This is a genomic window from Silanimonas sp. (assembly GCF_027530345.1).
Lineage (GTDB): Bacteria > Pseudomonadota > Gammaproteobacteria > Xanthomonadales > Xanthomonadaceae > Silanimonas.
Genome location: NZ_JAPZQK010000006.1, coordinates 75,316 through 96,424, shown reverse-complemented (window position 1 = coordinate 96,424; position 21,109 = coordinate 75,316). Strand labels below are relative to the sequence as shown.

The following is a 21,109-nucleotide window of genomic DNA, read 5'->3' as shown; positions in this document are numbered from 1 at the left end:
GAAATTGGCGCGGACCTCGACCTCGGCCGGCGGAGTGGCACCCGCCTCGAACACGACGTTGCCGGCGATGGGGACGCAAACGACACCGGGCCTCGCGCAGTCTCGGGAGTCCGCGGAGGACTGCGCCTCCGCACTCGACGAAACCGCGACGAGGGACAGCGCGCCCGCGAGCGCGATCAGGGGGGAACGCCAATCCATGGGCGACATCACTCAGGGGGGGAACTCGCCGGAAACCTTAGCACCCCCCTTCGCGAGGCTCTAGCGCGCCGGCATCACCCACCGGAACGTCAGGTTGATCCGTTCGGCCTTCACGCCCGCCATCTTCGGCAAAGCGTGCTGCGCCACGCGCTGGCAATCGCCACGCATCACCAGCAGGTCTCCATCGGCCAAGCGGCACTCCATCTTCACGGCGTGGTCAGCCCGCATCCGCAGCAGGAAGCGGCGCTCGGCCCCGAGGCTCAACGAGGCAATCACCGGGTCTGTGCCGAGCTCGGGCTCGTCATCGCTGTGCCAGCCCATGGAATCGCCACCGTCCCGATACCGGTTGAGCAACACGCTGTTGAATCGAGCGCCGCAGGCCGCCTCAAGGCGCGGCAGCAGGGCCTCGATCGCGGGATGCCACGGCTCGGGCTCGAACAGGGCGCCGGAATAACGGTAGCGGGCCTTTGGATCGCCCATCCAGCAGCTCAATCGCGGCGAATCGACCCAACGGCCGAACATCCGGATGCGATGGACCGTCCACGGCACCTCGGCGACCAGACGCGCCCGCAGGGCCGCGGCGGCGGCGGCCGGCAGCCAATCGCATTCAACGCGGACACGCGCTGCCCAAGGCTCGCCCTGGCGCGCGGACGGTACGGGTTCATGCGGGAAGAGATCGGCGCTGGTCACGTCGCGATCATCACCGAAGCCCGCGTGAACCCCGCGCGGTCGCGGTCGTCCGGAGCCCTGCCATGACAGCCCCCCCCTCCCCCGGCGACAATACGGGCTTGAATGGCCCAGCGCCCCACGGAATCCCCAAGGTCCCGCTTATGTCCGAACGCGATGTGATGGAGTACGACGTCGTCGTCGTCGGTGCCGGCCCCGCCGGCCTGTCCTTTGCCATCCGCCTGAAGCAGAAGTCGCCGGAAACGACGGTCTGCGTGATCGAGAAGGCCTCGACCATCGGCGCGCAGGTGCTCTCCGGCGCGGTGATCGAACCCGGCCCGCTGGACGAGCTGCTGCCCGGCTGGCGCGAGAACCCGCCGCCGGTCTGCGTGCCGGCCACCGACGATGAATTCTGGTTCCTCACCAAGACCGGCGGCTTCAAGTTCCCGGTGGTACCGCCGCAGATGGCGAACCACGGCAACTTCATCGTCTCGCTGGGCGCCACCTGCGCTTGGCTGGCTCCGCAGGCCGAGGCGCTGGGCGTCGAGATCTACCCGGGCTTCGCGGCCTCTGAAGCGCTGGTCGAGGAAGGCCGCGTGGTCGGCGTGCGCATCGGCGACATGGGCGTGGCGAAGGACGGTTCGCACAAGCCGACGTACACGCAGGGCATCGACATCCGCGCCAAGCTGACCGTGCTCGCCGAGGGCGCACGCGGCCACCTCGCCAAGCGCCTGATCAAGCAGTATGCGCTCGACGCCGAGTGCGACCCGCAGAGCTACTCGATCGGCATCAAGGAGCTGTGGCAGGTGCCGGAAGGCCGCGTCACGCCCGGCAAGATCGTGCACAGCCTCGGCTGGCCGGCGGATTCGCGCACCTACGGCGGCAGCTTCCTGTACCACCTGACGGAAAACCGCATTGCGCTCGGCTACGTCTCGGGCCTCGACTACCGCGACCCGAACTACCAGCCGCACGAGGCCTTCCAGCAGTGGAAGCACCACCCGTCGGTCAAGCCGCTGCTTGAAGGCGGCACGATCCTGTCGGCCGGCGCGCGCGCCATCGTCACCGGCGGCTACCAGAGCCTGCCGAAGACCGAAATGCCCGGCGCGATCCTGATCGGCTGCGATGCCGGGCTCGTCAACGTGCCCAAGATCAAGGGCGTCCACCAGGCGATCCGCAGCGGCATGCTCGCCGCCGACCACGTCGCGGCGAAGGGCCCGGTGGCCGACGGCTTCGACGCCGCGCTGCGCGCTTCGCCGGCCTACGCCGAGCTCAAGAAGGTCCGCAACTTCAAGCCGGGCTTCAAGAAGGGGCTTCTGTTCGGCCTCGTGAACTCGGGCTGGGAAACGGTCACCGGTGGCGCCTCGCCGTGGACCCTGAAGGTCTCGCCGGACTGGAGCAGCCTGACCAAGCTCTCGCAGCAGGAAAGCCCGAAGCGCGATTACGTCGAGCGCAGCCTCGCGCCGCGCGATCGCCTGGCCGGCGTGTACTTCGCAGCCACCGAGCATGACGAAGACCAGCCCGTGCACCTGCGCGTGGCCGACACCAACGTCTGCATCACGACGTGCGCCGAGGAGTACGGCAACCCCTGCACGCGCTTCTGCCCGGCCGGCGTCTACGAGATCGTCAAGGATGAGGCCGGTTCGCGCCTGCAGATCAACGCGGCCAACTGCGTGCACTGCAAGACCTGCGACATCAAGGACCCCTACCAGATCATCGACTGGGTGACGCCGGAAGGCGCCGCGGGTCCGAACTACCAGAACCTTTAAGGACAATCGTATGCCCACGTGGCTGGTCACCGGCGGCGCCGGTTTCATCGGCGGCAACTTCGTGCTCGAGGCGCGACAGCGCGGGCTAGCACGCATCATCAACCTCGATGTACTGACCTACGCGGGCAACCGCGACACGCTGGCCGCGCTCGACGGCGATGCCGACCATGTGTTCGTGCACGGTGATATCGGTGACCGCGCGCTGGTTTCGCGCCTGCTGGCCGAACACGGCGTCGATGCGGTCATCAACTTCGCCGCCGAGAGCCATGTCGACCGCTCGATCGACGGCCCGGCCGCCTTCATCCAGACCAATGTCGTCGGCACGTTGGCCCTGCTGGAGGCCACGCGCGACTACTGGAAGGCGCTGCCGGCCGAGCGCGCCGCCGCGTTCCGCTTCCTGCATGTCTCCACCGACGAGGTGTACGGCTCGCTCGGCGACACGGGCTACTTCACCGAAGAAACCCCGTTCGCGCCGAATTCGCCCTACTCGGCCTCGAAGGCATCCTCCGACCATCTGGTCCGCGCCTTCCACCACACCTACGGATTGCCGGTGCTGACGACGAACTGCTCGAACAACTACGGGCCGTTCCAGTTCCCCGAGAAGCTGATCCCGCTGATGATCCAGAAGCTGGTGAAGGGCGAGCCGCTGCCGGTTTACGGCGACGGCAGCAACATCCGCGACTGGCTGTTCGTGGGCGACCACTGCGCTGCGATCCGCGACGTGCTCGCGGGCGGCCGCGTCGGCGAGACCTACAACGTCGGCGGTGATGCCGAGCGCCGCAACATCGAGGTGGTGCACGCCCTGTGCGACGCCATCGATGCGCGCCGCCCGCGCGCCGACGGCCAGTCGCGCCGCGTGCAGATCACCTTCGTGAAGGACCGCCCGGGCCACGACAAGCGCTACGCCATCGATGCCTCGAAGCTGAAGCGCGAACTGGGCTGGGCACCGACCCTCAGCTTCGAGCAGGGCCTTGCCCGCACTGTCGACTGGTACCTCGCCAACGAGTCCTGGGTCGGCAAGATCCTCGACGGCAGCTACCGCCTCGAACGCATCGGCACGCAGGCCTGAGGAGGGCGCCATGACGCAACGCAAGGGCATCATCCTCGCCGGCGGCTCCGGCACGCGGCTTTATCCGATCACCAAGGGCGTCAGCAAGCAGCTGCTGCCGGTGTACGACAAGCCGATGATCTACTACCCCTTGAGCGTGCTGATGCTGGCCGGCATCCGCGAGGTGCTGATCATCAACACCCCGCACGAGCAGGTGATGTTCAAGGCCCTGCTGGGTGATGGGTCGCAGTGGGGCATGCGCTTCGAGTACGTCGCGCAGCCGAGCCCGGATGGGTTGGCGCAGGCGTTCATCCTCGGCCGCGAGTTCCTCGACGGTGCGCCGTCCTGCCTCGTGCTCGGCGACAACATCTTCCACGGCAGCGGTTTCACCGAGCTTCTTAAGCGCGCCGACGCGCGCGGGTCCGGCGCGACCGTGTTCGGCTACTGGGTGAAGGACGCCAAGGCCTACGGCGTGGCCGAGTTCGACACGCAAGGCCGCGTGGTCGGCCTCGAGGAGAAGCCCGCGCAGCCGAAGTCGAACTACGCCGTTACCGGCCTGTACTTCTACGATGGTCGCGCGCCCGAATTCGCCGCCGCGCTGAAGCCCTCGCCGCGCGGTGAACTTGAGATCACCGATCTCAACCGCCGCTACCTCGAGGACGGCTCGTTGCATCTCGAGAAGATGGGGCGTGGCTACGCGTGGCTCGACACTGGTACGCACGAGTCGCTTTTGCAGGCCGGCAACTTCATCGAGACGATCGAGCAGCGCCAGGGTTTGCGCGTGGCCTGCCCGGAAGAAATCGCCTACACCAACGGCTGGATCAACGCCGCGGAGCTCGAAGCCCTCGCCGCGCCGCTGGCCAAGAACGGCTACGGCCAGTACCTGCTCTCGCTGCTGACACACGGCCCGGTGGCCTGAGGACCCGCGCATGAAGTTCATTGAAACCGCCCTGCCCGGCTGCACCATCATCGAGCCCGCCGTGTTCGGCGACGCCCGCGGTGCCTTCTTCGAGAACTGGAACGCCGCGAAGTTCGCCGCGGCCGGCATCCATGCCAACTTCGTGCAGGCCAACGTCTCCACCTCGACGCGCGGCGTGCTGCGCGGCCTGCATTACCAGTGGCCGAATCCGCAGGGCAAGCTCGTGCAGGTGCTCGAAGGCGAAGTCTGGGATGTCGCCGTCGACATCCGCCGCGGCTCGCCGACCTTCGGCCGTAGCGCCGCCGTGGTGCTCAGCGCGGAGAACCGCAAGCAGTTCTGGATCCCCGAAGGCTTCGCCCACGGCTTCGTGGTCTTGAGCGAGCGCGCCACCTTCTCCTACCTCTGCACGGCGCTGTACGACCGCGAGGCCGACGCCGGCGTGCGTTGGAACGACGGCCAACTCGCCATCGATTGGCCGGTCGCCGAGCCCTCGCTGTCGGACAAGGACGCCAAGGCGCCCTTCCTCGCCGACATCGCCGAAGCCCGCCTGCCGGTGTTCGCGACATGAGCCCGTCGAGCCCGTTGACGAAGGGCCCCGTGCTGCTCGTCGGCGCCGACGGCCAGCTCGGCACCGAGCTGCGGAAGGCTTTGGCCGCACGCGGCATCGCGCCGGTGATGAGCTCGCTGCACGGCACGCTGCCCGATGGCGGCGCGGCCCTCGCCTGCGACCTTTCCGCACCGGGCGCGCTCGCGGCGCTGGTGCGCGAGGTCGCGCCTGCCGTGGTCCTCAATGCTGCCGCCTACACCGCGGTCGATCGCGCGGAATCCGAAGTCGACCTCGCCCGCCGCATCAACTCGACGGCGGTGGGTGAGCTCGGCGAAGCGGCGAAGGCCATCGGCGCCACCGTCGTGCACTACTCCACCGACTACGTCTTCGCTGGCGACGGCACCCGGCCGTACCGCGAGGACGACGCGCCCGGCCCGATGTCGGTCTACGGCCGCACGAAACTCGAAGGCGAGCAGGCCCTGGCCGCCAGCGGCGCCGACGCCGTGACCTTCCGCCTCGCCTGGGTGTACGCCGCGCACAGCGCGAACTTCCTCCGCACCATGCTGCGCGTCGGCGCGGAGCGCGACAGCCTGCGCGTGGTCGCGGACCAGATCGGCGCACCGACGCCGGCGCACTGGATCGCGGAAGCCTCCTTGAAGGCCCTCGAAGCCGGCGCGCGCGGGCTATACCACCTCGCGCCACAGGGCCAGACCAGCTGGCACGCCTACGCCGAAGCGATCTTCGCCGGCGCCGTCTCGCGCGGCCTGTTGGCGAAGGCACCTTCGGTCGAAGCCATCCCGTCGAGCGCCTACCCGACGCCCGCCGCACGCCCCGCGTGGTCGGTGCTCGACAGCGGCAAGCTGAAGCGGAATGCCCTTGTGCAACTGCCGGACTGGCGACAAGGCCTCGACGAGGTGCTCGACCAGCTGACCGCACTGCCTCGCTGATCGGCCGCCCGGGACCCACTTCGCCATGCGCATCGCCCTCGCCACCGCCATCGCCGCCTTCGCGCTCGACGACGACCTGCCGCCGCTGCTCGACGCGCTTCGCGCGCGCGGCCACGTGGCCGAGGCCGTGGCCTGGGACGACCCGACCGTATCGTGGTCGCGCTTCGACCTCGCGCTGTTGCGGTCAACGTGGAACTACACCGAGTGCCCGGTCGAGTTCCTCGCTTGGTGCGAGCGCGTCGCGGCGAACACGCGGCTGCTGAACCCGCCCGCCCTCGTGCGCTGGAACACCGACAAGCGTTACCTCTCAGACCTCGCCGCAAAAGACGTTCCGGTGATCCCGGCGCACTTCCTCGCCCCGGGCGATGATCCGGCGAGCTTTCCGGCCCATGCCGAGTTCGTGGTGAAGCCCTGCATCGGCGCCGGCTCGCGCGACACCCAGCGTTACACCGCGCCCAACCGCGCCGCCGCCATCGCGCACGCGAAGCGACTGCTCGACGCCGGCCGCCACGTGCTGGTGCAGCCCTACCTCGAGGCCGTGGATACCGCTGGCGAAACCGCGCTCCTGTTCTTCGCGGGGCGCTTCTCCCACGCCATCCGCAAGGGGCCGCTGCTGCAACGCGACGGCGCGGCCACCGCGGCCCTGTTCGCCCCCGAAGCCATCACGCCGCGCGAGCCCTCGTCGGCGGAAATCGAGGTGGCGCATCGTGCGCTGGCGGCGATCCCCGGTGGCGCACCGCTGTATGCGCGCGTCGACCTGCTGCCCTCGACCGACGGACCGCAGCTGCTGGAACTCGAGCTCACCGAGCCCTCGCTGTTCTTCGACCATGCGCCCGGCTCGGCCGAGCGCTTCGTCGCGGCGATCGAATCGACGCTCGCCGGCTGAGCCGGCGCGAACTCAGCCGCCGATCGCGTCGATCACCTGCCGCGCCAGCACCTCCGGCGTCGCCGCCGTCGTGTCGAGCCGCAGGTCCGGCGCCTCGGGGCGCTCGTAAGGCGCATTGATGCCGGTGAAATTCGGGATCTTCCCCGCACGGGCCTTGGCGTAGAGACCCTTCACGTCGCGCGACTCGCAGACGTCGAGCGGCGTATCGACGAAGGCTTCGACGAACTCGCCCGGCGCGAAGAGGCTGCGCGCCGTCTCGCGCTCGCGGGCGTAGGGCGCGATGAAGCTCACCAGCACCACCAGCCCCGCATCGACCATCAGCTTCGCGACTTCCGCCACGCGCCGAAGATTCTCCACGCGGTCGGCCTCGGTGAACCCAAGGTCACGGTTGAGCCCATGGCGCACGTTGTCGCCGTCGAGCACGTAGGTGTGGTGCCCTTGGGCGACGAGGCCACGCTCGACGAGATTGGCGATCGTCGATTTGCCCGAGCCCGAGAGGCCGGTGAACCACACGCAGCGCGGCGTCTGGCTCTTTTGCGCGGCACGCACGGCCTTGTCGACGCTGAAGGCCTGCCAATGGACGTTCTCGCCCCGGCGGAGGCCGTGGCGCACCACGCCGGCACCGGCGGTGGCGTTCGTCAGGCGATCGACGAGGATGAAGCCGCCCAGTGCGCGCGACTCGGCGTACGTCGCCAGCGGGATCGGCGCGGCGAGGCTCAGCTTCACCAGGCCGACGTCGTTCATCGCCAGCTGCTTGGCGGCCTCGTGCGCCTGTGTGTTGACCTCGATGCGGTGGCTGATTTCCGTGACCGTGGCGGCCACCTCGCGCGTGCCGATGCGCAGCCAATAACCGCGCCCCGGAACGAGCGGCGCCTCGTCCATCCAAACCACGTGCGCCACGAACTGGTCGCTCACCGGCAAGGGCGAGGAGGCTGCACTGATGACGTCGCCGCGCGACACGTCGCGCTCGCGGTCAAGCGTGACGACGACCGCTTGGCCGGCCTCGGCCGCTTCGACCTCGCGGCCGCCGATCGCGACCGAGGCAACGACCGCCTCGTGGCCGGAGGGTTGCACGAGGACCGCATCGCCCTTCGACAGACGGCCCTGGGCCAAGGTGCCGGCATAGCCGCGGAAGTCCTGGTGCGGGCGCAGCACGAGCTGCACCGGCAAGCGCGCGGCGCCCTGCGTGTCGAGGGCGGGCACCGGCGCCGCCTCGAGATGCTCGAGCAGGGTCGGGCCGGTGTACCAGGCTGCGTCGCCGCGGCGGGTCAGGTTGTCACCGGCCAGCGCAGACACCGGCACCGCCTGCACGCGCTCGATGCCGACCGCCTCGGCGAGTGCGACGTACTCGGCGCGGATCGCCTCGAACACCGCCTCGCTCCATCCGACGAGGTCCATCTTGTTCACGGCGAGGACGACCTGCTTCACGCCCAGCAGCGCGCAGATCCAGCTGTGGCGGCGCGTCTGCGGCAGCACGCCCTTGCGCGCATCGACGAGCACGATGGCGAGGTCGGCCGTCGAGGCGCCCGTGGCCATGTTGCGCGTGTACTGCTCATGGCCCGGGCAGTCGGCCACGATGAAGTGCCGCTTCGGCGAACTGAAGTAGCGGTAGGCCACGTCGATGGTGATGCCCTGCTCGCGCTCGGCGGCGAGCCCATCGACGAGCAGGGCGAAATCGAGCGCCTCGCCTTGGGTACCGTGCTTCGCCGAATCGCGCGCCAGCGCGGCCATCTGGTCGTCGCTGGCCTGGCGCGTGTCGTGGAGCAAACGACCGATCAAGGTGCTCTTGCCATCGTCGACGCTGCCGCAGGTGATGAGGCGCAGGCGGTCCATCAGAAGTAACCCTCCTGCTTCTTCTTCTCCATCGAATCGCCAGGCGCGTGGTCGATCACCCGGCCCTGCCGTTCCGAGGTCGTCACCTGCTCCAGCTCGGCGATGATCTTCGCGACGGTATCGGCGTCCGATTCCACGCCGCCGGTGAAGGGCCAGCAGCCCAGCGTGCGGAAGCGGACCTTGCGCAGCACTTCGCGCTCACCCTCGCGCAGCGGCATGCGCGCGTCGTCGCGCATGAGCAGCACGCCGTCGCGCTCCACGACTGGCCGCTCCCGAGCAAAATACAGGGGCGGAAGCGCGATGCCTTCGCGCTCGATGTAGCGCCAGACGTCCATCTCGGTCCAGTTCGAGAGCGGAAAGGCACGGACGCTCTCGCCGGGATGGACGCGGCCGTTGTACTGGTTCCACAGCTCCGGCCGCTGCGCCTTCGGCTCCCAGCGCAGCGCGGCGTTGCGGAAGCTGAAGATGCGTTCCTTGGCCCGCGACTTCTCCTCGTCGCGACGCGCGCCGCCGATGGCACAGTCGTAGCCGCCCAGAGCAAGCGCCTGCTTGAGCCCCTGCGTGCGCATCACGTCGGTGTGCACTGAAACGCCGTGCACGAAGGGATCGATACCGGCGGCCACGCCCTCGGCGTTCACGTGCACGCGCAGTTCGACGCCGTAGCGCGCCGGCACGGCATCGCGGAAGCGGTAGGTCTCGGCGAACTCGAAGGTACTGTCGATGTGCAGCAGCGGAATCGGCGGCGGTGCGGGCGCGAACGCCTTCACCAGCAGGTGCAGCAAGGTGGTGCTGTCCTTGCCGATCGAATACAGCAGCACCGGGTTGCGGAACTGCGCCGCCACCTCGCGAAGCACGTGGATGGCCTCGGCCTCCAGCCGGTCGAGGTGGCTCAGCGCCATGCGCGGGCCTCAGGCATGCCGGCCGTAGACGTCGTCGAGGCGCACGATGTCGTCCTCGCCGAGGTAGTCGCCGCTCTGTACCTCGATCAGCGCCAGCGGCTCGGTGCCGGGGTTGCGCAACCGATGCACACTCCCTTTCGGAATGTACGTGCTCTGGTTCTTCTCGAGGCGGAAGACGCGCTCGTCGCAAGTCACCTCGGCCACGCCGTCGACGACGATCCAATGCTCGGCGCGGTGGGCGTGCTTCTGCAGGCTGAGGCTCGCGCCGGGCTTCACGACAATGCGCTTGACCTGGAAATGCTCGCCCTTGTCGACGCTGTCGTAGTGCCCCCACGGCCGGTACACCTGCCGGTGGTTGACGTGCTCGCCCCGGCCGGCGCTCTTGAGCGAATCAACGATCGCCTTGACGTCCTGAACGCGGTCGCGATGCGCGACGAGCGTGGCGTCCGGCGTATCGACGATGACGAGATCGCGCACGCCAACGGTGGCGATCAGGTGGTCGCCCACGGCGTGCAGCAGGCAGTCGCGGGTGTCGCGCGCGACGACGTCGCCGGTCACCACATTGCCCTGTGCATCCTGCGGCCCGATCGCCCAGAGCGCGCTCCAGGAGCCGATGTCGTTCCAGTCGCAATCCACCGGCACCACGGCGGCGCGACGGGTCTTCTCCATGACCGCGTAGTCGATCGAATCCGACGGCGAGGCGGCGAAGGCTTCGCGGTCGACGCGGATGAAGTCGAGGTCGGCCTTGGCGTTCGCCAAAGCCTCGCGGGCCGCCGCCAGCATGGCCGGCGCGTGCTCGGCCAGCTCCTCGAGGTAGCGGTCGGCGCGGAACAGGAAGATGCCGGCGTTCCACACGTAACGCCCGTCGGCGAGGTAGGCGTGCGCGGTGGCGGCGTCCGGCTTCTCGACGAAACGCTCGACGGCGAACACGCCTTCGTCGAGCGGCCCGCCGCAGCGGATGTAGCCGTAGCCGGTGTGGGCTTCGGTCGGCGCGATGCCGAAGGTGACGAGCGCGCCACCCGCGGCCTGCGCCCGCGCCTTCTGCACGGCGGCGACCCAGCGCTCCGGCGCGCCGATGCGGTGGTCGGCCGGCAGCACCAGCAGCAGCGCGGCCGGGTCGCGCTCGGCCACCTGCAGCGCGGCCAAGGCGATGGCCGGGGCCGTGTTGCGAGCCAGCGGCTCCAGCACGATGGCCCGCGGCGTGACGCCGATCGCCTGCAGCTGCTCGCCGGCGAGGAAGCGGTGGTCGTCGCTGGCCACCACCAGCGGGGCGGTGGCGCCGGGCACGCCGGCGGCCCGCTTCACGGTCTGCTGGAACAGCGTGTCCGGGCCCGCGAGGGCGAGGAACTGCTTGGGCAGGTTCTGCCGCGACAGCGGCCACAGGCGGGTGCCGCTGCCGCCGCTGAGGATGACCGGGACGATCATGCGCACATCACGTGAGTCGAAGGCCCGAAGAATACCGCGCCGGGACGGATTCCCATCCGTTCAAGTCCTGAACACGGGGGTTTCCGGCTAAAATCGGCGGGCTTCCTTCCCACCGGCCGGCGCCCTGCCCCGGCCCGAACCGAGTGCCCCCATGAAGATCCTCGTCGCCTACAAGCGGGTGGTGGACTACAACGTCCGCATCCAGGTCAAGCCGGACGGTTCCGGCGTCGTCACCGAGGGCGTCAAGCTCTCGCCGAACCCCTTCGACGACATCGCCCTCGAAGAAGCCCTGCGCCTGCGCGAGAAGGGCCTCGCCACGGAAGTGATCGTCGCGACGATCGCGCCGGCCGACGCTCAGGCCCACCTGCGCAACGGCCTCGCCATGGGCGCCAACCGCGCCATCCACGTGGTCACCGATACGGCCGTGCAGCCGCTGACCGCCGCCCGCGCCCTGCTCAAGCTGGTCGAGAAGGAGCAGCCCGGCATCGTCATCCTCGGCAAGCAGGCCATCGACGACGACAGCAGCCAGACCGGCCAGATGCTGGCCACGCTGTGGGGCCGCCCGCAGGCCACCTTCGCCTCGAAGGTCGAGGTCGCCGGCGATGTCGCCACCGTGACCCGTGAAGTGGACGCCGGCCTCGAGACCCTCGAAGTCGACCTCCCGGCCGTCATCACCACCGACCTGCGCTTGAACGAACCGCGCTTCATCAAGCTGCCGGACATCATGAAGGCCAAGAGCAAGCCGCTGGAGACGCTGCAGCTCGCTGATCTCGGCGTCGAAGCCGCGGATTTCCTGCAGACCACCCACTACGCCCCGCCGCCGAAGCGCACGAAGGGCGTGATGGTGAAGGACGTCGCCGAACTGGTGGCGCTGCTGAAGCAGAAGGGTCTGGCGTAAGCCGGCACGACGGAGCACATGACATGAGCAAGATCCTGATCGTCGCCGAGCACCTCGACGGCAAGTTGAACCCCGCCACCGCGCGCTGCGTCACCGCCGCCGCGAAGATCGGCGGCGAGATCCACGTGGCCGTGCTGGCCGCCGACCCGGCCGCGATTGCCTCTGAAGCGGCGAGCATTGCCGGCGTCGCCAAGGTGATCACCGTCGCCCGCGCCGAGAACGCGCACGCGCTGAGCGCCGTGCTCGCCCCGCAGATCGCCAAGCTCGCGGCCGGCTACTCGCACGTGCTGCTGCCTTCCACCACCTTCGGCAAGGACGTCGCGCCCTGCGTCGCCGCCCTGCTCGGCGTGGCCCAGGTCTCCGACCTGATGGCCGTGGACGGCCCACACGCGTTCAAGCGCCCGATCTACGCCGGCAACGCCATCATCTCGGTCACCGCGCCGGCCGATCGCACCGTCGTCGCCACCGTGCGTCCGGCCTCGTGGCCGGCCACCGGCAACGGCGGCAGCGCCGCGATCGAAGCCGCGACGGTCGATGTCGCCCTGCCGACGCACACGCGCTTCAAGGGCCTGGCGGCTGGCAAGAGCGACCGCCCGGACCTGCAGAGCGCCAGCAAGGTCGTCTCCGGCGGCCGCGCGCTGGGCTCGGCGGAAGCCTTCTCGATCATCTACTCGCTGGCCGACAAGATGGGCGCCGGCGTCGGCGCCTCGCGCGCCGCGGTCGATGCCGGCTACGTGCCGAACGACATGCAGGTCGGCCAGACCGGCAAGATCATCGCGCCGGAGCTCTACGTCGCCATCGGCATCTCGGGCGCCATCCAGCACCTGACGGGCATCAAGGACGCGGGCACCATCGTCGCGATCAACAAGGACGGCGACGCGCCGATCTTCGAGATCGCCGACATCGGCCTCGTCGGTGACCTGTTCACCCTCGTGCCGGAGCTCGAGAAGGCGCTGGGCTGATGGCCGAGCGCATGAAGGTGTTGGTGACGGGCGGCGCGGGCTACATCGGTTCGCACACCGTCGTGGAGCTGGTCGCGGCCGGCTTCGACGTGCACGTCGTCGACAACTTCTGCAACAGCGAGCGCTGGATCCTCCAGCGCCTCGCCACGCTGTGCGGTCGCGAGATCCCGCACACCGAACTCAACCTGCTCGACGAGGCGGCCCTGCAGGCCTGCTTCGCCGCGGTGAAGCCCGACGCGGTGATCCACTTCGCCGCTCTGAAGGCCGTCGGCGAGAGCGTTCAGCAGCCGCTGCGCTACCACCGCAACAACGTCGGCGGCACGCTGGCCCTGCTGCAGGCCATGCAGGAGCACGGCTGCCACCACTTGGTGTTCAGCAGTTCGGCCACCGTCTACGGCAACCCGGAGTCCTGCCCGATCCGAGAGGACGCGCCACTCGGCGCCACGAACCCCTACGGCCAGACCAAGCTGGTCATGGAGCGCGTGATCCGCGACCTGCTGGCTGCTCCCGGCAGCCTCTTGCGTGCGGCGATCCTGCGCTACTTCAATCCGGCCGGCGCCCACGAGAGCGGGCTGATCGGCGAACTGCCGCGCGGCGTGCCGAACAACCTCGTGCCCTTCGTCGCGCAGACGGCCGCTGGCCTTCGCGCCGAGATCAGCGTCTTCGGCGATGACTACCCCACGCGCGACGGCACCGGCGTGCGCGACTACATCCACGTGGTCGACCTGGCGCAGGCACACGTCGCCGCGCTGCGCGCGCTGCGCGACGGCGGGGACCGCGAGATCACCGTCAACCTCGGCACCGGCAACGGCTTCTCCGTGCTGGAGGTGATCGAGGCCTTCAGCCGCGCCGTCGGCCGGCCCATCCCGCACAAGCGCGTGGCGCGCCGCCCGGGCGATTCAGCGGAGTGCTGGGCGGATCCCGCGCTGGCCGAAAAGGTCTTGGGCTGGAAGGCGAGCCGCGGCGTCGATGCGATGTGCGCCGATGCGTGGCGGTGGCAGCAGGGTCTCAGCGATACACCCACAGCCGCGAGGCGATGAAGGCGACACCCGCGAGGCCGAGGTCGACGACCGGCTTGAGCACCCAGGCCCAGCCGAGGCCGCCGGCCACGTCGATCACCGCCAACGCGGCCGTGCTCGCCGCGGTGAGCACCAGCCAGAGCAGGACGAAGCGCGCCAGGCTGCCGCGCCCGAGGCGATGCTGTCCCTCCGGCTGGCGGAAGGTGTAGGCGCCATTGCCGAGATAACCGAGCAAGGCGCCGATCGCGCGCGCGCCAGGGTTCGCGAGCAAGGTCGGCACGCCGAGCGCGGTGAGCCCGACGTAGGCACCCCAGTCGACCAGCAGCTGCAGCACGCCGACCAGGGCGTACCCCGAGAGTTGCCGCCCGCCCTCGCCCGACCGGAGCCAGCGCGCGCAGCGCTCGATGGCGCTCTTCATCGCCGCGTTTCGAGGCGACGGCGCGAAGCGGACAGCAGGGGATGCAGCGCGCGACGCGGCATGGTCCCGATGTCGTAGGCGAGGAAGGCGAGCAGGAACTGCAGGCCACTCACCATCGCCAGAGCGGGCAGCATCACGGTGCCGACCGTGGCCGGCGTCCCGGACTGGATCGACAGCAGCCAGTGGTAACCGCCGAAAGCGAGCGCGAAAGCGATCAGCAGGACCGCCGCCACCAGCTCCAGCGAGGCGATGGACAGGTCGCGCAGGAAATAGTTGTACGACACGCGCTTGCCGAAGTTGCGCAGGTGCTTCGCGCCGAATTCGAAAACCGCGCGGCGCACGTCGAGGTGGCTGGTCTCGTCGCCGTAGAAGGCATCCATCGGCACATCGACCACGGCCGCGCGCAGGGTGCCGAGACGGAACAGCAGGTCGGTCTCGAAGAAGTAGCGACGGCTCAGGCTGTCGAGCGGCAGCAGGGCCGCGACCGGCACGCTCAGCGCCGTGTAGCCGTTGGTCGGGTCGAACAGGTCCCAGTAGCCGGTGCTGGCCTTCGCCATGAAGCTCAAGCCGAGGTTGCCCCAGCGCCGCACCCGCGGCATGCGGCGGATGTGCCGCAGGTCCCAGAAGCGGTTGCCCTTCGCATAGTCGGCCTCGCCGCGCAGGATCGGGTCGATGAAGGATGGCAGCAGCGCGGGATCCATCTGACCGTCGCCGTCGATCTTCACGACGATGTCCATGCCTTCCTCGATGGCCGCCCGATAGCCGGTGACGACCGCGGCGCCGACGCCACCGTTCTCCGTCTGGCGGATCACCCGCACGCGCGGATCGGTGCCGTGCTTCGCGACGTGTTCGCCACTGCCGTCGGGGCAGGCATCGTCGACCACGTAGATCCGCTCGACTTCGGGGCCGATGCGCTCGATGACGCCGAGGACATGGCGGGTGACCCGGTAGCTCGGGATGACAACGGCGACGCGCGGCGATGCGGAAACGACCATCGGACTGAATCAACCGTAGTAGCGGGCGACGAGCACGGGCAGCGTCACGAGGAGGGTGTAAAGCGCCGTGACGCAGGAGAAGAGCAGGACGACTCCCGAATCGATCGATCGCGCAGGATCGTCACGGCCGGTCGGAATCGCCATCGCGAGCACGAGCGCGGGCAGGAGGAAGTAGCGCCCCTGGATGCCGTCGATGACGGGCGCATCGATCGGCGTCCACATCAGCAGCAGCATCAACGGCACCATCAGGGCCGAGGCAACGGCCATCACGAGCGCGAGCGCAGGGGCAACGAGGCCGCGGCCCCAGTCGGCGACGGCCACGGACCAAGCCAGGGCGGACCCCAGCAGCATGCCCCAGGCCGCATAGGTCGCCGCGGGCAGCGCCGTGTCGAGCCATCCCAACACGCCGACGAAGGACCGGCCGTAAAACGCGGTCAGGTTGGCGGTGGTGACGGTCGCCCACAGCCGCTCGAGCACGCTCGCAGGATCGCCCGCATAGATCAGCAGCTTGTCCATGGTCGACAGCTCCGCCAGGTGCGGATGCCGGGTCGAAGCCAAGGCGATCACCACCCAGGCGCTGACCACCAAGGCAGGCAGCAGGCCGAGGGCGATGCGGTGGGGCCGGAGGGGACGCAGCATCAGCACGGGCAGAAGGAGCAGCGGGGCGAGGTGGATCCGGCATCCCACCACGGCAACCACCAGGAGCGCGACCCCGACGATCCGGCGCGCACTCGGCGCCGTGCCCGAACGCTCGCTCTCAAGCCAAAGCGACAGGGCGAGGCAAGACGCGCCGATCGACAAGGCGTCGATGCCCGCGCCCGCCCACTGGAACACGGTCATCGGCATCAGCAGCAAGGCCATGGCGAAGGCGGAAGGCCGCCATCGCCGGAACGCCGCGAACAAGAGGAGCGCAGCGACGACGCCCGAGGCAAGCCGGGCAAGCCGGTAGCTGGCATCCACGCTTGCACCGGCCCGCTCCCCGAGCGCGAGGGCCACCGCCTGCGGCAGGTACACCAGCGGCAGGTAGTAGCCCGTGCCCGGCGCCTCGGCGAACCGATGCGTGCCCTGCCACGCGACCTCCTGGGAGGCCAGCAGCCGTTCGCGGTCGATCCGCTGCTCGGCCTTGAATGGCAGCGATTCGAAATGGCCCATGTAGTCGACGAGGCCGTCGTCGACCCATCCGCCGGACACCTGACGCGACGAGGTCGTCAGCAGCCACTGCCCCTTGGACAGGAAGTAGGCGCGCTCGACATGGTCGAACTCGTCCGGGGACTGGAAGGGCGGTGCGATCGCGCCCACCACCACCGCGCAGGCGAGGACGATCGCCGCCGGGATCAGGGCGGTGGATGGTCCGCCTTCGCCATCCAAGCGGCCCGTTGTGGGCGCGGCAAGGCGGCGCAGTCGCAGATGCCGAAGCACGAGGCCTGCGGCCAACACGACCAGCATCGCCCATGCGACGATCCAGTGGCGCTGCGCCCCGTGCTGGATGGCCACCTGGGCTACGGCAACCGAGGCGACTTCGGCCAGCACCGCGCCGTCGGCATCGAGGAAGCGCAGGTTCAGCGGGCCCGGGGGCCCCGGCACTTCGAGGGCTGTGCGGAATCGCCAGCCCGCTTCGAGCGCGTCGGCACGACCGATGGCCTGAGCGACATCGGGGCGACGCACGGGATCGAGCTCGACGAGTGCCGAAACACCGGCGCCATCCACCTGGACGCGCGCGGCCTGACGAGCGGGATTTGCCGGAACCAACCAGCCTTCGCCTCGAAGCTCCCCGCGATCGGGATCGTGGACGAGGGAGTCGACCGCGAGCGGCGGATTAGCGGGGCTCGTCCTTGCCGCGCCGGGTGCCGACATCGCAGCGGCGAGCACCCAAAGCACAAGCGCGATCCAGCGGACCGCAAGGGCAGAAATCCGTTCCATCCGCGGATTCTACCCGCTGGCCGCGACGGGTCGCCCGGGCGTGGTGCGCGACTAGGCCAGCAGGGGGACGCCGGTTTTCTCCCGCACTTCGTCGTGCTCGACGCCCGGCGCCAGCTCGACGACGCGGAAGCCGCTCGGGCCGACATCGAACACGCCAAGCTCGGTGATGATGCGATTGACCACGCCCACGCCGGTGAGCGGCAGGGTGCACGCGGGCACGATCTTGTGCTCGCCGCCCTTGGCCGTGTGCTCCATCAGCACGACCACGCGCTTGACGCCAGCGACCAGATCCATCGCACCGCCCATGCCCTTCACCATCTTGCCGGGCACCATCCAGTTGGCGAGATCGCCTTTGTCGGTCACCTGCATGGCGCCGAGGATGGCGAGGTCGATGTGGCCGCCGCGGATCATCGCGAAGCTGTCGTGGCTGCCGAAGAAGCTGGCGCCGGCGCGCGCCGTGACCGTCTGCTTGCCGGCATTGATCAGGTCGGCGTCGACTTCGCCTTCCGTCGGGAACGGGCCAATGCCGAGCAGGCCATTCTCGCTCTGCAGCCACACGTCCATGCCCTCGGGAATGTGGTTGGCCACCAGCGTCGGCAGGCCGATGCCGAGGTTCACGTAGGCGCCGTCGGTGAGTTCGCGGGCGGCGCGCTGCGCCATCTCGTCGCGGGTCCAGGGCATGTCACTTCACTCCTTCGCGGGTCGTGCGCTGCTCGATGCGCTTCTCGGGCGTGGCATTGACCACGATGCGGTCGACGTAGATGCCGGGCAGGTGCACGTGGTCCGGGTCGATCGCGCCGACCTCCACGAGCTCTTCCACTTCCGCCACGCAGACCTTGCCGGCCATCGCGCAGGCGGGGTTGAAGTTGCGCGAGGTCTTGCGGAAGACGAGGTTGCCGGCGGTGTCGGCCTTCCACGCCTTCACCAGCGAGACGTCGGCGTGCAGCGCCGTCTCCATCACGTACCAGTGCTCGCCGAACTGCCGCGTCTCCTTGCCTTCGGCAACGATCGTGCCGTAGCCGGTGCGCACGTAGAACGCGGGGATGCCCGCGCCGCCAGCGCGCAAGCGCTCGGCCAGCGTGCCCTGCGGGTTGAACTCGAGTTCGAGTTCACCGGCGAGGAACTGCCGCTCGAATTCCTTGTTCTCGCCCACGTAGCTCGAAATCATCTTGCGGATCTGCCGCGTGGCGAGCAGCTGGCCGAGGCCGAAGCCGTCGACACCGGCGTTGTTCGAGATCGCGGTGAGGTTCCTGGCGCCCGAATCGCGCAGCGCGGCGATCAGGGCCTCGGGGATACCGCACAGGCCGAAGCCGCCGACCGCGAGGGTCTGGCCGTCGGCGACGAGGCCTTGCAGGGCCTCGGCAGCGGAACTGTAGAGTTTGCTTCGGCGCGGGGTCTGCGCCGGATTCGGGGGCGTCATGGCATCGGCCTGTGGAACCGGAGACACCAATGATACCGGCGCGCCACCGTAGCTTGGGCGCCCGCGGACTGGACGTTCGGGCTAGCGCCCGACCCGCCGCCTACTCAGGGCGCCGTGCGCGGGGGCGACGCGAGCGCGAAGGGCGTCGAGGTGAGGCACAGGTTGAGGTTGTACGCGCGGTCGTCCGCGAGGCGCGCGCCCCAGCGCTGCAGCATGAAATCGACCTCGGCCTTGAAGCGCGCCTGTTTCTCCGGGGTGTCCTCCTTGCCACGAGACGCCGACTCGTGGTGATAGAGCTCCGCATGCGGAGTCCATAGGTTGGTATGCCCCTTCACGTCGAGTCGGAGGCAGAAATCGATGTCGTTGAATGCGACAGCGAGCTGCTCGTCGAGCCCCCCCACCTCGTCCCACAGCGCGCGGCGCACGACCAGGCACGCCGCGGTGACGGCGCTCAGGCGCTGCACGAGGCGTGCGCGCCCCATGTGACCGCCGGTGCCGCGCGGCCAACCGGCATACAAATGGCCGGCCACGCCGGAGAACCCCAGCAGCACGCCCGCGTGCTGGATGCTGTCATCGGGGTAGTAGAGCATCGCGCCCACCGCACCGATGCGGGGCCGCAGCGCTTGGGCCACCATCTCCTCGAGCCAGCCCGGCGTGATGACCTCGATGTCGTTGTTGAGCAGGCACAGGACTTCGCCCGTCGCGTGGCGCACGGCGAAGTTGTTGATCGCCGAGTAGTTGAACGGGTGCGGGTAGCGCAGCACGGTCACGCGGGGCTCTGAAGCCAGCGACTCGAAGTACGCCAGCGTCTCAGGCTCGACGCTGTGGTTGTCGACGACGAGGATCTCGAAGTCCGGATAGGTCGAACGCCGCAGCACGCTGTCCACGCACTGGCGCAGCAGGTCGACACGGTCGCGGGTCGGAATGACGAGGCTCACCCGCGGCGCCGGCGACGGCAGCGGTCGGCGCACCGCCAGGTGGCCGCCGGCGAGCACCTGCACCTCCGCTTCGATGCCGGTGCGCGCGAGGTGGTCGGCGACCGCGCGGCGGCCGGCGTCGACCACGTATGACTTCTCCGAGACGGCCAGCGCTGTCGAGCCTTCGATCGAACGCCAGTGGTAGAGCACGTGGGGCAGGTGAACGACGTTCGCCGCGCCACAGCGCTCGATGCAGCGCAAAGCGAGGTCCCAATCCTGCGAGCCCTCGTAGCCCTTGCGGAATCCGCCGACCGCGCGCATCAGCTCGGTGCGGTAGACGCCGAGGTGGGACACGCAGTTCTGCCCGAGGAGCAGGTCGGGATCGAAGCGCGGCTTGAAGTAGGGCTCGTAGCGGCGGCCGTGCTCGTCGATCTTGTCTTCGTCGGAATACAGCACGCCCGCCGACGGATGGCGGGCGATCGCCTCGGCGACGTGCAGAAGGGCATCCGGGTGGAGCTCGTCGTCGTGATCCAGCAGGGCCACGAACTCGCCATCCACGAGGGCGAGCGCGCTGTTCGAGGCCTCGGAGATGTGGCCGTTCTCCGCACGACGGACCACGCGGATGCGCGGGTCGGATGCGGCGACTTCGGCAAGCACCCGGGCCACGTGTGGTGCCGGCGACGCGTCGTCGGCGATGCACAACTGCCAGTGCGGGTAGGACTGCGCGCGCACGCTGTCGATCGCCCGACGCAACCAGCGCTCCGGCGGGTTGTAGACCGGCATCAGCACTGCGATCACCGGCCTCGCCGAAAGGCGCGCGCAGCGCTGCGCAGCCTCGCTCTTGCTCAACGGTGGGGCGAAGCGCGCGCACCAGGCCGTGTAGTCGTCCTGCCCGTCCACCTGCAGCGCCGAGTAACCTCGCAACAAGCGCTCGCCAGCGGCGCCCAACCTGCCCCTTGCCAAGTCGCGCACGGTCGCCATGGCCAATCGGACTGCCATCCGGCGACCGCCGCGGGGCGAGCGAGCGATGTCGCGCAGCATGCCGACCATGGCCGCCGGGCGGTGGCGACGGCGCAGGCTGAAGCCCGTGGCCACGAAATGCGCCTCGACCGCGGTCGGGTCGAGCCGCAGCGCGCGGACCGCGTACTTGAAGCGCACCAGCACGTCGATCCAGCCGTCGGCATCCGGCGATCCCAGCGGAATGCGCTCCAGTTCGGTCATTCCGCCGCCGTAGTCGGGGTAAAGGCAGGGCGCCAGAATGGCGCCCTCGCGCGCGACGAGGCGCAGCCGAAGCCGGTACCAGCCGCCGGTACAGGCGAAGGCGTGGCCGTTGCGAACGACGAGGAACTGCGGATCGGCGCCTTCGGACGCCCACAGACCGTCGTGCTCCTCCACTGCCTTCAAGTTGGCCAGCGGCTGCAGCATC

General features: G+C 69.4%; 19 protein-coding genes. 9 read left to right on the top strand and 10 right to left on the bottom strand.

Going from position 1 to position 21,109, the window contains the following annotated elements; translation table 11 throughout:
- Nucleotides 1-258: 258 nt before the first annotated feature.
- Nucleotides 259-795, bottom strand: a complete 537-nt coding sequence (locus O9255_RS03380) for an alpha-ketoglutarate-dependent dioxygenase AlkB (protein WP_297865657.1) — start codon at nt 793-795, stop codon at nt 259-261.
- A gap of 233 nt (nt 796-1,028) precedes the next feature.
- On the opposite strand from O9255_RS03380, the gene O9255_RS03375 reads away from it, so the two are divergent.
- Genes O9255_RS03375 through O9255_RS03350 form a run of 6 tightly spaced genes read left to right on the top strand, consistent with a single transcriptional unit; the run spans nt 1,029 to nt 6,977 of the window.
- Nucleotides 1,029-2,630, top strand: coding sequence for an electron transfer flavoprotein-ubiquinone oxidoreductase (locus O9255_RS03375; RefSeq protein WP_297865423.1), 1,602 nt, complete (start codon nt 1,029-1,031; stop codon nt 2,628-2,630).
- A gap of 10 nt (nt 2,631-2,640) precedes the next feature.
- Nucleotides 2,641-3,699, top strand: coding sequence for a dTDP-glucose 4,6-dehydratase (rfbB, locus tag O9255_RS03370; RefSeq protein ID WP_297865422.1), 1,059 nt, complete (start codon nt 2,641-2,643; stop codon nt 3,697-3,699).
- Nucleotides 3,700-3,709: 10 nt separating this feature from the next.
- Nucleotides 3,710-4,597, top strand: coding sequence for a glucose-1-phosphate thymidylyltransferase RfbA (gene rfbA / locus O9255_RS03365; RefSeq protein WP_297865421.1), 888 nt, complete (start codon nt 3,710-3,712; stop codon nt 4,595-4,597).
- Between the two features lie 10 nt (nt 4,598-4,607).
- Nucleotides 4,608-5,165, top strand: coding sequence for a dTDP-4-dehydrorhamnose 3,5-epimerase (gene rfbC / locus O9255_RS03360; RefSeq protein WP_297865420.1), 558 nt, complete (start codon nt 4,608-4,610; stop codon nt 5,163-5,165).
- Nucleotides 5,162-6,091: a dTDP-4-dehydrorhamnose reductase gene (rfbD, locus tag O9255_RS03355; RefSeq protein ID WP_297865419.1), complete on the top strand. Its 930-nt coding sequence runs from the start codon at nt 5,162-5,164 to the stop codon at nt 6,089-6,091. Before rfbC ends, rfbD begins: the two co-directional genes overlap by 4 nt.
- Before the next feature lie 25 nt (nt 6,092-6,116).
- Nucleotides 6,117-6,977: a hypothetical protein gene (locus tag O9255_RS03350; protein ID WP_297865418.1), complete on the top strand. Its 861-nt coding sequence runs from the start codon at nt 6,117-6,119 to the stop codon at nt 6,975-6,977.
- Between the two features lie 12 nt (nt 6,978-6,989).
- On the opposite strand, the gene cysN is transcribed toward O9255_RS03350, so the two are convergent.
- Genes cysN through O9255_RS03335 form a run of 3 tightly spaced genes read right to left on the bottom strand, consistent with a single transcriptional unit; the run spans nt 6,990 to nt 11,140 of the window.
- Complete coding sequence (cysN, locus tag O9255_RS03345) at nt 6,990-8,810, bottom strand: sulfate adenylyltransferase subunit CysN (RefSeq protein ID WP_297865417.1); 1,821 nt, start codon at nt 8,808-8,810, stop codon at nt 6,990-6,992.
- The gene (gene cysD / locus O9255_RS03340) at nt 8,810-9,709 is read right to left on the bottom strand and encodes a sulfate adenylyltransferase subunit CysD (protein ID WP_297865416.1); all 900 of its coding nucleotides are present in this window, start codon (nt 9,707-9,709) and stop codon (nt 8,810-8,812) included. The genes cysN and cysD overlap by 1 nt, the downstream gene beginning before the upstream one ends.
- Before the next feature lie 9 nt (nt 9,710-9,718).
- The gene (locus O9255_RS03335) at nt 9,719-11,140 is read right to left on the bottom strand and encodes a mannose-1-phosphate guanylyltransferase/mannose-6-phosphate isomerase (RefSeq protein ID WP_297865415.1); all 1,422 of its coding nucleotides are present in this window, start codon (nt 11,138-11,140) and stop codon (nt 9,719-9,721) included.
- Between the two features lie 145 nt (nt 11,141-11,285).
- Here O9255_RS03335 and O9255_RS03330 point away from each other — a divergent pair, with 145 nt between their 5' ends.
- Genes O9255_RS03330 through galE form a run of 3 tightly spaced genes read left to right on the top strand, consistent with a single transcriptional unit; the run spans nt 11,286 to nt 14,034 of the window.
- Nucleotides 11,286-12,032 carry an electron transfer flavoprotein subunit beta/FixA family protein gene (locus tag O9255_RS03330; RefSeq protein ID WP_297865414.1) on the top strand — a complete coding sequence of 249 codons (747 nt, stop codon included), beginning with the start codon at nt 11,286-11,288 and terminating at the stop codon, nt 12,030-12,032.
- A gap of 23 nt (nt 12,033-12,055) precedes the next feature.
- The gene (locus O9255_RS03325; RefSeq protein WP_297865413.1) at nt 12,056-12,994 is read left to right on the top strand and encodes an electron transfer flavoprotein subunit alpha/FixB family protein; all 939 of its coding nucleotides are present in this window, start codon (nt 12,056-12,058) and stop codon (nt 12,992-12,994) included.
- An 11-nt stretch (nt 12,995-13,005) separates the two neighbouring features.
- On the top strand, nt 13,006-14,034 hold the full coding sequence (gene galE, locus O9255_RS03320; protein ID WP_297865656.1) for a UDP-glucose 4-epimerase GalE: 1,029 nt from the start codon (nt 13,006-13,008) through the stop codon (nt 14,032-14,034).
- Here the strand turns inward: galE and O9255_RS03315 are convergent.
- From O9255_RS03315 to O9255_RS03290, 6 genes are all read right to left on the bottom strand, one after another.
- Nucleotides 14,003-14,431 (bottom strand): GtrA family protein, encoded by a 429-nt coding sequence (locus O9255_RS03315; protein WP_297865412.1) that lies wholly within the window; start codon nt 14,429-14,431, stop codon nt 14,003-14,005. The two genes, galE and O9255_RS03315, sit on opposite strands and share 32 nt — an antisense overlap.
- Complete coding sequence (locus O9255_RS03310) at nt 14,428-15,426, bottom strand: glycosyltransferase family 2 protein (RefSeq protein ID WP_297865411.1); 999 nt, start codon at nt 15,424-15,426, stop codon at nt 14,428-14,430. Before O9255_RS03310 ends, O9255_RS03315 begins: the two co-directional genes overlap by 4 nt.
- 9 nt (nt 15,427-15,435) lie before the next feature.
- Nucleotides 15,436-17,304, bottom strand: coding sequence for a DUF2142 domain-containing protein (locus tag O9255_RS03305; protein ID WP_297865410.1), 1,869 nt, complete (start codon nt 17,302-17,304; stop codon nt 15,436-15,438).
- Nucleotides 17,305-17,397: 93 nt separating this feature from the next.
- Nucleotides 17,398-18,027 carry a CoA transferase subunit B gene (locus O9255_RS03300; protein WP_297865409.1) on the bottom strand — a complete coding sequence of 210 codons (630 nt, stop codon included), beginning with the start codon at nt 18,025-18,027 and terminating at the stop codon, nt 17,398-17,400.
- Nucleotide 18,028: 1 nt separating this feature from the next.
- On the bottom strand, nt 18,029-18,766 hold the full coding sequence (locus O9255_RS03295) for a CoA transferase subunit A (RefSeq protein ID WP_297865408.1): 738 nt from the start codon (nt 18,764-18,766) through the stop codon (nt 18,029-18,031).
- Between the two features lie 104 nt (nt 18,767-18,870).
- Nucleotides 18,871-21,108 (bottom strand): glycosyltransferase family 2 protein, encoded by a 2,238-nt coding sequence (locus O9255_RS03290; RefSeq protein ID WP_297865655.1) that lies wholly within the window; start codon nt 21,106-21,108, stop codon nt 18,871-18,873.
- Between the last annotated feature and the right edge of the window lies 1 nt (nt 21,109).

Coding starts and splice junctions, on each gene's coding strand:
- O9255_RS03290 (WP_297865655.1), bottom strand. CDS start 21,108: ATGCTGCAGCCGCTGGCCAACTTGAAGGCAGTGGAGGAGCACGACGGT.
- rfbB (WP_297865422.1), top strand. CDS start 2,641: ATGCCCACGTGGCTGGTCACCGGCGGCGCCGGTTTCATCGGCGGCAAC.
- rfbA (WP_297865421.1), top strand. CDS start 3,710: ATGACGCAACGCAAGGGCATCATCCTCGCCGGCGGCTCCGGCACGCGG.
- O9255_RS03350 (WP_297865418.1), top strand. CDS start 6,117: ATGCGCATCGCCCTCGCCACCGCCATCGCCGCCTTCGCGCTCGACGAC.
- cysD (WP_297865416.1), bottom strand. CDS start 9,709: ATGGCGCTGAGCCACCTCGACCGGCTGGAGGCCGAGGCCATCCACGTG.
- O9255_RS03315 (WP_297865412.1), bottom strand. CDS start 14,431: ATGAAGAGCGCCATCGAGCGCTGCGCGCGCTGGCTCCGGTCGGGCGAG.
- cysN (WP_297865417.1), bottom strand. CDS start 8,810: ATGGACCGCCTGCGCCTCATCACCTGCGGCAGCGTCGACGATGGCAAG.
- galE (WP_297865656.1), top strand. CDS start 13,006: ATGAAGGTGTTGGTGACGGGCGGCGCGGGCTACATCGGTTCGCACACC.
- O9255_RS03330 (WP_297865414.1), top strand. CDS start 11,286: ATGAAGATCCTCGTCGCCTACAAGCGGGTGGTGGACTACAACGTCCGC.
- O9255_RS03295 (WP_297865408.1), bottom strand. CDS start 18,766: ATGACGCCCCCGAATCCGGCGCAGACCCCGCGCCGAAGCAAACTCTAC.
- O9255_RS03325 (WP_297865413.1), top strand. CDS start 12,056: ATGAGCAAGATCCTGATCGTCGCCGAGCACCTCGACGGCAAGTTGAAC.
- rfbD (WP_297865419.1), top strand. CDS start 5,162: ATGAGCCCGTCGAGCCCGTTGACGAAGGGCCCCGTGCTGCTCGTCGGC.
- O9255_RS03375 (WP_297865423.1), top strand. CDS start 1,029: ATGTCCGAACGCGATGTGATGGAGTACGACGTCGTCGTCGTCGGTGCC.
- O9255_RS03300 (WP_297865409.1), bottom strand. CDS start 18,027: ATGCCCTGGACCCGCGACGAGATGGCGCAGCGCGCCGCCCGCGAACTC.
- rfbC (WP_297865420.1), top strand. CDS start 4,608: ATGAAGTTCATTGAAACCGCCCTGCCCGGCTGCACCATCATCGAGCCC.
- O9255_RS03310 (WP_297865411.1), bottom strand. CDS start 15,426: ATGGTCGTTTCCGCATCGCCGCGCGTCGCCGTTGTCATCCCGAGCTAC.